Genomic DNA, 11711 nt, shown 5'->3' with positions numbered 1-11711 from the left:
AGCAGAAGCAGGGCGTCGTAAGGGGTGGCGTCGAGCACGTCTCGCATGGGTCGAATCCTGTCATCCGGTACTGACAGCCGGGAAACGGCGGGGTGTCGGGCCGGGTTCCCGATCTGCCGGGAGGGGTGCGAACGGGCGTGCGACTTGTAAGCTGTATCGGCGGTATACACGCCTTACGCCGTTCCGCCTCTCCTCCCGCACTCCCCTTCCGCCCGACCGGAGCCCGCCGTGCCGAGTCCCTACCGCGCCCTGTTCGCCGCACCCGGCACCAGACGCTTCTCCGCCGCGGGCTTCCTCGGCCGGATGCCGCTGTCCATGATGGGCATCGGCGTCGTCACGATGATCTCGCAGCTCAGCGGGCGGTACGGCCTCGCGGGCGCCCTGTCGGCCACCATCGCGCTGGCCGCCGCGGCCATCGGGCCGCAGATATCGCGCCTGGTGGACCAGTACGGGCAGCGCCGGGTGCTGCGGCCGGCCACGCTGGTCGCCCTCGCGTCGGCGGCCGGGCTGCTGCTCGCCGTCTCGTTCGGCGGACCGGACTGGGTGCTGTTCGTGTGCGCCGCCGGGATCGGCTCCGTACCGAGCCTCGGGGCGATGGTCCGGGCCCGGTGGGCGACCCTGTACCGCGGCACTCCGCTGCTGCACACCGCGTACTCGTTCGAGTCGGTGGTCGACGAGATGTGCTTCATCCTCGGCCCGATCATCTCCATCGGGCTGTCGACCGCGTGGTTCCCGGAGGCCGGGCCCCTGCTGGCGGCCTGTTTCCTGGCGTTCGGCGTCTTCTGGCTGACCGCGCAGCGCAGCACCGAGCCGGAGCCGCACCCCCGGGCCAGGCAAGGCGGCGGGTCGGCGCTGCGCTCGCGTGGGCTGCAGGTTCTCGTCGCCACGTTCGTGGCGACCGGGGCGATCTTCGGAGCGGTGGACGTGGTGACCGTGGCCTTCGCCGACGAGCGGGGCCACAAGGGCGCCGCGAGTGTCGTGCTCGCCCTGTACGCGGCCGGATCCTGCGTGGCGGGAATCGTGTTCGGGCTGCTGCGTTTCGCGGGAGCCCCACAGCGTCGCTGGCTGCTGGGCATATGCGCGATGGCCGTGAGTATGATCCCCCTCCTACTGGTCGGAAACTTGCCGTTTCTGGCCGTGGCGCTCTTCGTCGCGGGCCTGTCCATCGCTCCCACGATGATCACGACGATGTCCCTGATCGAAGAGCACGTACCACGCGCGCAGTCGACCGAGGGCATGACCTGGATCAGCACCGGGCTCGCGGTCGGCGTCGCGCTCGGCTCCTCCGTGGCAGGCTGGGTCATCGACGCGGCCGGAGCGCGGGCCGGGTACGGGGTTCCGGCGGTGTCCGGGGCCGTCGCGGTCGCGGTCGGTTTCCTGGGGTACCGCCGGCTCAGCAGGCCGGCTCCGCGTCGGGGAGGCACCGTTGAGCAGCACAGCGAGCGGGAAGAACGGCACGTGGCGTAACTGGGGCGGCAATGTCGCCTCCCGCCCCGCGCGGGAGGTCACGCCCGCCTCCGTCGAGGAGCTGGTGGCGGCCGTCCGGCAGGCCGCGGAGGACGGACTGACCGTGAAGCCGGTCGGTACCGGGCACTCCTTCACGTCCATCGCGGCCACCGACGGTGTGTTGATCCGCCCTCAACTGTTGACCGGCATCCGCAAGATCGACCGTGATGCCATGACCGTCACGGTGGAGGCCGGCACCCCGCTCAAGAGACTCAACATGGCGCTCGCGCGCGAGGGGCTCTCGCTCACGAACATGGGCGACATCATGGAGCAGACCGTCTCCGGCGCCACCAGCACCGGCACCCACGGCACGGGACGCGACTCGGCCTCCATCGCCGCGCAGATCAAGGGGCTGGAGCTGGTCACCGCCGACGGCTCGGTGCTCACCTGCTCCGAGAAGGAGAACCCGGAGGTCTTCGCGGCCGCCCGGATCGGCCTGGGCGCCCTCGGCATCGTCACGGCGATCACCTTCGCCGTGGAGCCGGTCTTCCTGCTCACGGCCCGCGAGGAACCGATGCCCTTCGACCGGGTCCTCGCCGACTTCGACGCCCTGTGGGCCGAGAACGAGCACTTCGAGTTCTACTGGTTCCCGCACACCGGCAGCACCAACACCAAGCGCAACAACCGCAGCGCCGGTCCCGAGAAGCCGGTCGGCCAGGTGGCGGGCTGGTTCGAGGACGAGTTCCTCTCCAACGGCGTCTTCCAGGTGGCCCAGTGGGTCGGCCGGGCGGTGCCGGCCACCGTCCCGACGATCGCCCGGGTCTCCAGCAAGGCCCTGTCCGCGCGGACGTACACCGACATTCCCTACAAGGTCTACACATCGCCGCGCCGGGTGCGGTTCGTGGAGATGGAGTACGCCGTTCCGCGCGCGGCCCTGACCGAGACGCTGCGCGAGCTGAAGGCGATGCTCGACCGCTCCGACCTCAGGGTCAGCTTCCCGGTCGAGGTGCGCACCGCCCCCGCCGACGACATCACCCTGTCCACCGCGTCGGGCCGCGACAGCGCCTACGTCGCCGTCCACATGTTCAAGGGCACGCCCTATCAGGCCTACTTCACGGCCGCCGAGCGCATCTTCACCGCGCACGAGGGACGCCCGCACTGGGGCAAGGTGCACACGCGGGACGCCGAGTACTTCGCGGGCGTCTACCCCCGCTTCGGCGAGTTCACCGCACTGCGGGACCGGCTCGACCCGGACCGGCGGTTCCAGAACGACTACCTGCGACGGGTGTTGGGCGCGTAGGACGGCCGAAGCCATTGGTTCCGTTTCCGGCGGTTACGTGAAGTACGCCACGTTCAAGATCCCGAAAACGGGCAACGGGCGGTCAACTCCGGTCCGTTGCCAGAAGTTGGGTGGCGCGCCAATCCACGCACGTGGTCCGAATGGAGTACTGTTGCGAGCCCTGGGTCCGGTCTCCCGCCAGGGCGTCCGGGGCTTGAAGGACCGCCGGGAGGGGGCTAGTTGCACAGGGTGACGGAGTTGGTCACTTAGCGTTGCGAATAGGTAACCGTGCCATAACGGCGATCCAGGGCCCGTGCCCGACACGCCGGGCAACTCGGCAAGGTTGTGGCAGGCTGCACCCGGGCAGGCCACACTCGACTAGCGGAAGCAGCGACGCACGTGACGTCGGCAGGCACCACCCGGGAGGTCCCCATGCCCGAACTGCGTGTCGTGGCCGTCTCCAATGACGGCACACGGCTGGTGCTGAAGGCTGCCGACTCAACGGAGTACACGCTGCCGATCGACGAGCGGCTGCGCGCCGCCGTCCGCGGTGACCGGCCCCGCCTCGGACAGATCGAGATCGAGGTCGAAAGCCATCTCCGCCCCCGCGACATCCAGGCGCGTATACGCGCCGGTGCCACCGCGGAAGAGGTCGCCCAGCTCGCAGGCATCCCCGTCGACCGGGTACGGCGCTTCGAGGGCCCGGTCCTCGCCGAGCGCGCGTTCATGGCCGAGCGGGCCAGGAAGACACCCGTCCGCCGCCCCGGCGAGAACGCCGGACCCCAGCTCGGCGAGGCCGTGCAGGAGCGGCTGTTGCTGCGCGGCGCGGAGAAGGACACCGTGCAGTGGGACTCCTGGCGCCGCGACGACGGCACCTGGGAGGTCCTGCTGGTCTACCGGGTCGCGGGGGAACCGCACTCGGCGAGCTGGACGTACGACCCGCCCCGGCGGCTCGTCCAGGCCGTCGACGAGGAGGCGCGCTCGCTGATCGGCGAGTCCGACGACCTCGCCGCGCCGGAGCCCAGCTTTCCCTTCGTCCCGCGCATCGCACGGCTGCCGCGCGACCGTCCGCTGGACCGTGCCCTGGACCGGCCGAGTCTGCCGGCCCAGGCGTCCGAGCCCGCCGAGGAGATCACGGCGGGCGAACGGGACTCGCTGACCAGCCTGTTGGAGGCGGTGCCGAGCTTCCGTGGCGATCTGGTGGTCCCGGAGCGCCCGTCGGAGACCTCGCCTCCGGAGGAGGAGCCGCCGGCCGTCGAGCCCGAGGCGGAGGAGCCCCCGGCCCCCGCGGCCTCGGCCGGTTCCGCGTACGCGGACGTTCTCATGCCCCGCTCCGTCGGCAGCCACCGCGACCGCCTGATCGGCGCGACGGACCGGCAGGCGGAGGCCGACGGCGTGCGCCCCGGCCGCCGGGCCGCGGTCCCGAGCTGGGACGAGATCGTGTTCGGCACGCGGCGCAAGAAGCAGGAGTAACCGGGCGTACGGCGGTTGACGCCCGGTCAGAGCACGGCGAGAGGCCCGCACCGGCGACGGTGCGGGCCTCTTCGCGCGCCCTACCGGGGGTCGGGCCCCACGGCCACCGGCCGGTTCGGATCCGACGACCACTCCGACCAGGAACCGACGTACAGCGCCGCCGGAATCCCCGCCACCGCCAGGGCCAGTACCTCGTGCGCCGCCGAGACACCCGAGCCGCAGTACACGCCGACGTCCGAACCCCCGCCCGCGCCGAGGGACTTGAACCGCTCCGCCAGCTGCTCGGCGGGCAGGAAGCGGCCGTCCGTACCGACGTTGTCGTTCGTCGGCGCCGACACCGCCCCCGGGATGTGCCCGCCGATCCGGTCGATCGGCTCCACCTCGCCCCGGTACCGCTCCCCCGCCCGCGCGTCGAACAGCACCCCTGAACGCGCCAGCGCCGCCGCGCCGTCGGCGTCCAGCAGCCCCGCCTCACCCGGCACCGGCTCGAAGTCGCCTTCCGCGGGCGCCGGTGTGGTCGTCTGCAGTTCGCCCTCCCACGTCGGCAACCCGCCGTCGAGGACCCGCACGTCCGGGTGACCCGTCCAGCGCAGCAACCACCACGCGCGAGCCGCCGCCCAGCCGAGTCCGCCGTCGTACACGACCACCGGCGTCCCCGCCGAGACACCGGCCCGGCGCATGGCGGCGCCGAAGACGTCGAGGTCGGGCAGCGGGTGCCGGCCGCGCTCGTCGGGCGCGGCGGCCAGTTCCGCGTCCAGGTCGACGTACACGGCACCGGGAATGTGGCCGGCCGCGTACTCGGCCCGGCCGTCGAAGGGCGCCTGGGCGAGGCTGAGCTGCCAGCGGACGTCGAGCAGGACCGGCGGGTGGTCGCCCTTGAGATCGCTCGCGAGTTCGGAGGCGGAGATGATGGCGTTCATGGCCCCATCCTCGCGCACGGGGTGGCCGCGTCGTCCATGTCCGGCTACTCTGCTCCGCCGGGCAGGCCCGATCACGAGGCGTACGGGTTCGGGCACATGCTGTACAGCGGATCGACATCGGTCGGCACAGCGCGCGAACTGGCGGGAAGCCGTACACCCGGCATGCTCCGGACACGGGGCCCGGCGTGGCGAGCGCGCCCGCGGCGCGCGGCACCGCGGGTGGTGCGAGCATCGGCACGGGGATCCGGGAAGCGGACGCGACACGGCCACCGCGAGGGGTCGAGGAGAGAGAGACGATGACGGAGGCACGGGAGTCGGCCGGTCCGAACGACGGGACGCGGGCCGGGCACAGACCGGGTACGCCCTGCTGGGTGAGTCTGATGGTGCACGGGCTGACGGCGACCGAGGAGTTCTACGGGGCGCTGTTCGGCTGGGAGTTCGAACCGGGCCCGCACCAGCTCGGTCCCTACGTGCGGGCCCTGCTGGACGGTTACGAGGTCGCCGGCATGGGCCAGCTGCCCGCCGACCGGCACCTCCCCATCGCCTGGACGCCGTATCTCGCCTCGGACGACGTGGACCTGACCGCGGAGACGGTGCGGTCGTGCGGCGGCACGGTCGGGGTGGGCCCGCTGGACGCGGCCGAGGCGGGCCGGCTGGCGATCGGCTCCGACCCCTCCGGCGCGGTCTTCGGGATCTGGCAGGGCGCCGCCCACGGCGGCACGGCACTCACCGGCGTGCCCGGCACCCCCGCGTGGAACGAACTGGTCACCTACGAGACGGCCGGCGTGGCCAAGTTCTACGAGACGGTCTTCGGCTACGAGGAGGTACCGGTCGTCTCCGCGGACTTCGACTACGTCACCCTGCACATCGACGGCCGCCCGGTGGCCGGCCTGCACGGCGTCGGCAACGCCCTCCCCCGGGACCGGGGTCCGCACTGGATGACGTACTTCGAGGTGGCCGACGCGGACGAGGCGGCGGCCCGGGTGACCGCACTCGGCGGGCACGTCCTCGAGCCGCCCGGGGACAGCGTCCACGGCCGGGTGGCGACGGTGGCGGACCCGGAGGGTGCGCTGTTCTCCCTGATCCAGGGCCCGCGCTGAACCACTGGCGGCCCCGTCAGGCCGGGGGGACCGGCAGCACGTCCGGGGACAGCGCCGCCGCGCGTGCCGTGGCCGCCGTCATGCGGCGGCGGTGGTGGCGGCGGCACAGGACCTCGTAGCCGACGGCATCGGCCTGGTTGACGTCGCCGACGACCACCTGGGCGCCCTCGACGACCATCTCGCCGCCTATCGTGCGGGCGTTGTGGGTGGCGCGGGCGCCGCACCAGCACAGCGCCTCGACCTGCAACACCTCCACGCGGTCTGCGAGTTCGACCAGGCGCTGGGAGCCGGGGAAGAGCTTGGAGCGGAAGTCGGTCGTGATGCCGAAGGCGTAGACGTCCAGGCCCAGGTCGTCGACGACGCGGGCGAGCTGGTCGATCTGCTCCGGGGCGAGGAACTGCGCCTCGTCGGCGATGACGTAGTCCGCGCGGCCGCCCTGCGAGAGGTGGTCGACGAGGTAGGCGTACAGGTCCTGCCCGTCCTCGACCTCCACCGCGTCCGTCACCAGGCCCAGGCGTGAGGAGAGCTTGCCCTCGCCCGCGCGGTCGTCCCGCGTGAAGATCATCCCGGCCAGGCCGCGCGCGGAGCGGTTGTGCTCGATCTGCAGAGCCAGAGTCGACTTCCCGCAGTCCATCGTTCCGGAGAAGAACACCAGCTCGGGCATGGAGGGTTGAGCACCTTTCGGCGGAGAGGAGCGGAGGACGGCTTCAGGAGCGTACTTCGAGCAGGGGGATCAGCTGTTCGGCAGGGGTCATCGAGCCGTGGTTGCCGACCATCGCGGACTCCTTCGGCTCCCGCTCGGAGGCGATGATCAGGACGTCGTCGCGGGCGGCCGCCACGACGTCGCCGATGCGGGCGCGGACGCGGTCGTCGATGTACGGGCCGAACCAGCCCGCCGCGATCGCCTCCTCCCGCGAGGCCACCCAGAACTGCTCGCCGAGCACCTCGCGCCAGCACGTGGCCACGTCGTTCTCGGCGCCGTGGACGGCGTAGACGTGACGGGCCCGGCCCTCGCCGCCCAACAGGGCGACTCCGGCGCGCAGTTCCCAGTCCTCGTCGAAGTCGATGCGGTGCTCCTCGTCGAAGGGCACATCGATCATGCCGTGGTCGGCGGTGACGTACAGCGCGGTGCGCGGCGGGAGTTGCTCGGCGAGCCGCTGCACGAGCCGGTCGACGTGCATGAGCTGGCCGCGCCAGGTGTCGGAGTCGACGCCGTAGCGGTGGCCCGCGCCGTCGAGTTCGGCGTAGTACGTGTAGACCAGGGAGCGGTCGCCGGCGGCGAGCTGCTCGGCGGCGAGGTCCATGCGGTCCTCGCCGGACAGCCGCCCGTGGAAGGTGCCGCCGCTGAGCGCGACCTTGGTCAGCGGGGTGTTCTCGAAGGTCGGGGAGGACACCTGGGCAGCGTGCACGCCCGCCCGGTGGGCGAGCTGGAAGATCGTCGGGTACGGCTGCCAGGCCTGCGGCGGCGTCCACGGCTGCCAGCGCAGCTGGTTCATCAGCTCGCCGGTCTCGGGGTTGCGCGCGGTGTAGCCGGGCAGGCCGTGCGCGCCCGGGGGCAGGCCGGTGCCGACGGACGCGAGGGAGGTCGCGGTGGTCGCCGGGTAGCCGGTGGTCAGGGGGCGGCCGGTGCCGCCGCGCGAGCTGCCGAGCAGCGAGGTCATGAAGGGCGCCTCGTCCGGGTGCGCCTTCAGCTGCTCCCAGCCCAGGCCGTCGACCAGGAACACGCAGTTGCGGTCGGCGGGGGCGAGCTCGGTGATCGCGGCCGTCGTGTCCGGTACGCCCATGCCGGCGGCCAGGGTGGGCAGCAGGTCGGCGAGGGAGCCGCTGCCGTACTCAGGCAGGGGCGCGGACGCGACGGAGAGGGGTTCTGGATGGGCGTCCCAAGGAGCGGCGTGGACCATCAGGCGGCGGTGTCCGCGGTCGCCTCGGAGAGCGACTGGGCGAAGACCAGCGCCTGGCGCACCGTCTCCGGGCCGTCGCCGGCCTCGCTGACGCGCAGGCTGAGGTCGTCGGCCGTGGAGTTGCCCGTGTAGCCGTGGTCGGCCTCGCAGTTGGGGTCGCCGCAGGCGGCCGGTTCGAGGTCGATACGGGAGACGGCGCCCCAGCCGATGGTGAGGACGACCTCGCGGGGCAGGGTGCCCGGCGTGTACTGCTCCGGGTTGGCGACCACCCGGCTGACCACGACGGAGGAGATCCGGCCGAGCTTCACGGACTCGGTGGAGGTCGTCGCGTACGGCGTCGGGGAGGTGCTGTCGGCGGCCTGCTCGTCGGTGTGGCTGACGATGAAGCGGTTGCCGGTGAGGACGAGCACGGTGACGTGCCGGCGCACCTCGTTCTGGTCGAACGTCGTCTCCTGGTGGACCAGGTACGACCGGATGGGCTCGCCGCCCACGGCGGCCTCCACCGCCTCGGCCACGAGGGCCGGGTAGTAGCCGCTGCGCTCGATCGCCGCTCGCAGCCCCTGGGTCGTCGTACTGGTCTTGGCCATGACGTCCATCCTACGGTGGCGCGTCGGCTGCGAGGCACCGCTCAGGCCGTCCGGGTGGACCTCTCAGTAGACGGGGAGCGTGCGCGGGCCGAGGTCGTCGCGGGCGGGCGGGGGCGCCAGGCGGACGGAGGCGCCGAGAACGCTCAGGCCGTGGGGGGCGACGACGACGGGCTCCAGGGTGACCGCGACGACCTCGGGGTGGTCGTCGACCAGCCGGGACAGCCGCAGCAGCAGTTCCTCCAGCGCAGGCGTGTCGACGGGGGTGGATCCGCGCCAGCCGAACAGCAGGGGCGCCGTCCGGATCGACCGGACCAGGGAGGCGGCCTCCCGGTCGGTGACCGGGACCAGCCGGTGCGCCATGTCGCCGAGCAGCTGGGAGGCGGGTCCGGCCAGGCCGAACGAGACGACGGCCCCGGCCGCCGGGTCGATGACGGCCCGTACGACGGTGTCCACACCGCGGGGCGCCATCGCCTGCACCACCGGGCGCAGCTCCTCGGGCTCGCCGAACAGCTCCGTCAACTCGGCGTACGCCCGCCGCAGTTGCTCCTCGTCCGCGAGGTCGAGGCGGACGCCGCCCAGGTCGGCCCGGTGGCGCAGGTGCGGGGCGGTGGCCTTGAGGGCGACGGGGTACCCGATGCCGTCGGCGGCCCGGACGGCGTCGTCCGGGGTGAAGGCGGGCACGGCCCTGCGTACGTCGATGCCGTACCGGCCGAGGAGCTGGTGCGTCTCCCCGGTGCCGAGGGTGAGGCCCTGCCCGCGCGCGAGCAGGGCGTCGATCTGCTCGGCGGCGCCCTTCTCGTCGATGTCGTCGTACTCGGGCACCCTGCCGGGCTCGGTGGCCTCGCGCCGCCACTGGGCGTAGTGCACGGCTTCGGCCAGGGCGCGTACGGCCCGCTCGGCGGCGGGGTAGGCGGGGATGAGGCGGGATTCCGCCGGAGCGCCGGCGGCGGGGGCCGGCTGGGTGGTGGGGGGCAGCATCTGGGAGGGGCGCAGCCGGGCGCCGGAGGGGGTGCTCGAACCGGTCTGGGGTGCGGTGCTCGTCGCGGCGGACAGGGCTTGGGCGAGTCCGCCGAGCTCCACGTGGACCACGAGCACGGGCTTGCCGGGGACGGCCTGGGCGGCCGAGCGCAGTGCTTCGGCCAGTTCCGCGTCGCCCGGGGAGGCCTCCCCGATGGCCGGGATCGCCGTCACCACGACCGCGTCGCAGGAGTCGTCCTCCAGCGCGTGCAGCAGCGCCGTGTGGAAGTCCGCGGCGGAGGCCTCGGTGGTCAGGTCCAGGGGCCGCTGGGGCCTGAGGCCCTCGGCGAGGCAGGCGTCGTAGGTGAGCAGGCCGAGCGACTCGGAGTTGCCGAGGATCGCCACCCGCGGTCCGGCGGGCAGCGGCTGGCGGGCGAGCAGCAGTCCCGCGTCGACGAGTTCGGTGATGGTGTCGACGCGGATGACGCCGGCCTGCCTGAGCAGCGCGGAGACCGTGGCGTGCGGCAGCCGGGTGGCGCGTACGGCGTGGCCCTGCGGCGCGGAACCGGCGCCCTGGACGACGACCAGCGGTTTGGCGGCCGCCGTGCGCCGCGCGAGGCGGGTGAACTTGCGGGGGTTGCCGATGGACTCCAGGTACATGAGGACGACGTCGGTGTCCGGGTCGTCGTACCAGTACTGGATGAGGTCGTTGCCGGAGACGTCGGCGCGGTTGCCGGAGGAGACGAAGGTGGACACGCCGGTGACGCCGGTGACGCCGCCGCCGCGCCGGTGCAGCCGGGACAGCAGGGCGATGCCGATGGCGCCGGACTGGGCGAACAGGCCGATGCGGCCGGGGCGGGGCATCTGGGGGGCGAGGGAGGCGTTGAGCCGTACCCGCTCGGAGGTGTTGATGACGCCGAAGGCGTTCGGGCCGATGAGCCGCATGCCGTACGTGCGTGCGTGCCGGACGAGTTCGCGCTGGCGCTCGCGTCCCTCGGGGCCGCTCTCGGCGTACCCGGCGGAGATCACGACGAGCCCCTGCACGCCGTGTTCGCCGCACTCGGTGACGACCTGGGGGACGTGCTCGGCGGGCACGGCGACCACGGCGAGGTCGACGGGGCCGTCGATGTCGCGCACCGAGCGGTGGGCGGGGACGCCGTCGAGGTCCTTGAGGTCCTCGGGGAAGGCGGCGTTGACGGCGTGGAGGCGCCCGGCGTAACCGGCGTCCCGGATGTTGTCGAGAAGGCTGCGCCCCACTCCCCCGGGCGCGCGGCCGGTGCCGACGACGGCGACGGAGCCGGGTGCCAGCAGGCGCCGTACGGAACGGCCCTCGGCGCGCTGCTCACGCGCGCGTTGCACGGCGACGGAGCGGTCGGTGGGTTCGAGGTCGAACTCCAGGCGGACGACGCCGTCCTCGAAGTGGCGCTTCTGGGTGTACCCGGCGTCCGTGAACACCTTGATCATCTTGGTGTTGGCGGGCAGCACCTCGGCGGCGAAGCGGCGGATGCCCCGCTCGCGGGCGACGGCGGCGATGTGTTCCAGGAGGGCGGAGGCCACACCGCGCCCCTGATGGGCGTCCTGGACGAGGAAGGCGACCTCGGCCTCGTCGGCGGGCGCGGACGCGGGCGTTCCGTCGGCGCCGATGCGGTCGTAGCGTACGGTGGCGATGAACTCGCCGCCGACCGTGGCCGCGAGTCCCACCCGGTCCACAAAGTCGTGGTGCGTGAAGCGGTGGACGTCCTTGGCGGACAGGCGAGGGTAGGGCGCGAAGAAGCGATAGTACTTCGACTCGTCCGAGACCTGCTCATAGAAGCTGACCAGGCGATCTGCGTCATCGACGGTGATGGGGCGGATGCGCGCGGTGCCGCCGTCGCGCAGCACCACGTCGGCCTCCCAGTGGGCGGGGTACTCGTGCCGGTCCGGCGTGGTCTGCATGGGCCCCAGAGTACGGCTCGCGTCCGACAGCGGCGCGAGGCAGTCTGTGTCAGAACCGAGGAGGACGTGCGTCGGGCCGAGGCCGCGGCCCGACCACCCACCCCGGAGCGGAA

Annotated in this window: 9 protein-coding genes; 4 read left to right on the top strand and 5 right to left on the bottom strand. The window is 72.8% G+C overall.

Annotated features, from left to right (window positions below; translation table 11 throughout):
- Positions 1-228 precede the first annotated feature (228 nt).
- The 3 genes from M8J74_RS36995 (at position 229) to sepH (ending at position 4198) form a co-directional block, all read left to right on the top strand.
- Positions 229-1467 (top strand): MFS transporter, encoded by a 1239-nt coding sequence (locus tag M8J74_RS36995; RefSeq protein WP_249840626.1) that lies wholly within the window; start codon positions 229-231, stop codon positions 1465-1467.
- Positions 1427-2746: a D-arabinono-1,4-lactone oxidase gene (locus M8J74_RS36990; RefSeq protein WP_249840625.1), complete on the top strand. Its 1320-nt coding sequence runs from the start codon at positions 1427-1429 to the stop codon at positions 2744-2746. Before M8J74_RS36995 ends, M8J74_RS36990 begins: the two co-directional genes overlap by 41 nt.
- A gap of 411 nt (positions 2747-3157) precedes the next feature.
- Positions 3158-4198: a septation protein SepH gene (gene sepH / locus M8J74_RS36985; protein ID WP_249840624.1), complete on the top strand. Its 1041-nt coding sequence runs from the start codon at positions 3158-3160 to the stop codon at positions 4196-4198.
- A gap of 80 nt (positions 4199-4278) precedes the next feature.
- On the opposite strand, the gene M8J74_RS36980 is transcribed toward sepH, so the two are convergent.
- A complete protein-coding gene (locus M8J74_RS36980; protein ID WP_249840623.1) occupies positions 4279-5118 on the bottom strand; it encodes a sulfurtransferase in 840 nt (279 codons plus the stop codon).
- Between the two features lie 296 nt (positions 5119-5414).
- Here M8J74_RS36980 and M8J74_RS36975 point away from each other — a divergent pair, with 296 nt between their 5' ends.
- Positions 5415-6218 carry a VOC family protein gene (locus tag M8J74_RS36975; RefSeq protein ID WP_249840622.1) on the top strand — a complete coding sequence of 268 codons (804 nt, stop codon included), beginning with the start codon at positions 5415-5417 and terminating at the stop codon, positions 6216-6218.
- A gap of 16 nt (positions 6219-6234) precedes the next feature.
- Here M8J74_RS36975 and M8J74_RS36970 read toward each other — a convergent pair whose 3' ends face one another.
- The 4 genes from M8J74_RS36970 to M8J74_RS36955 all read right to left on the bottom strand — a co-directional run bounded on the left by M8J74_RS36970 (position 6235) and on the right by M8J74_RS36955 (position 11598).
- On the bottom strand, positions 6235-6882 hold the full coding sequence (locus M8J74_RS36970; RefSeq protein WP_249840621.1) for a thymidine kinase: 648 nt from the start codon (positions 6880-6882) through the stop codon (positions 6235-6237).
- A 43-nt stretch (positions 6883-6925) separates the two neighbouring features.
- On the bottom strand, positions 6926-8119 hold the full coding sequence (locus M8J74_RS36965) for an alkaline phosphatase family protein (RefSeq protein ID WP_249840620.1): 1194 nt from the start codon (positions 8117-8119) through the stop codon (positions 6926-6928).
- Positions 8119-8706, bottom strand: coding sequence for a DUF5998 family protein (locus tag M8J74_RS36960; RefSeq protein ID WP_249840619.1), 588 nt, complete (start codon positions 8704-8706; stop codon positions 8119-8121). Before M8J74_RS36960 ends, M8J74_RS36965 begins: the two co-directional genes overlap by 1 nt.
- A 63-nt stretch (positions 8707-8769) precedes the next feature.
- Positions 8770-11598, bottom strand: a complete 2829-nt coding sequence (locus M8J74_RS36955; RefSeq protein WP_249840618.1) for a bifunctional acetate--CoA ligase family protein/GNAT family N-acetyltransferase — start codon at positions 11596-11598, stop codon at positions 8770-8772.
- Between the last annotated feature and the right edge of the window lie 113 nt (positions 11599-11711).

The organism is Streptomyces panaciradicis (assembly GCF_023516615.1).
Taxonomy (GTDB): domain Bacteria; phylum Actinomycetota; class Actinomycetes; order Streptomycetales; family Streptomycetaceae; genus Streptomyces; species Streptomyces panaciradicis.
Note: the sequence above shows the minus strand (reverse complement) of the source record. Positions and strands in the feature narration are given on the sequence as shown.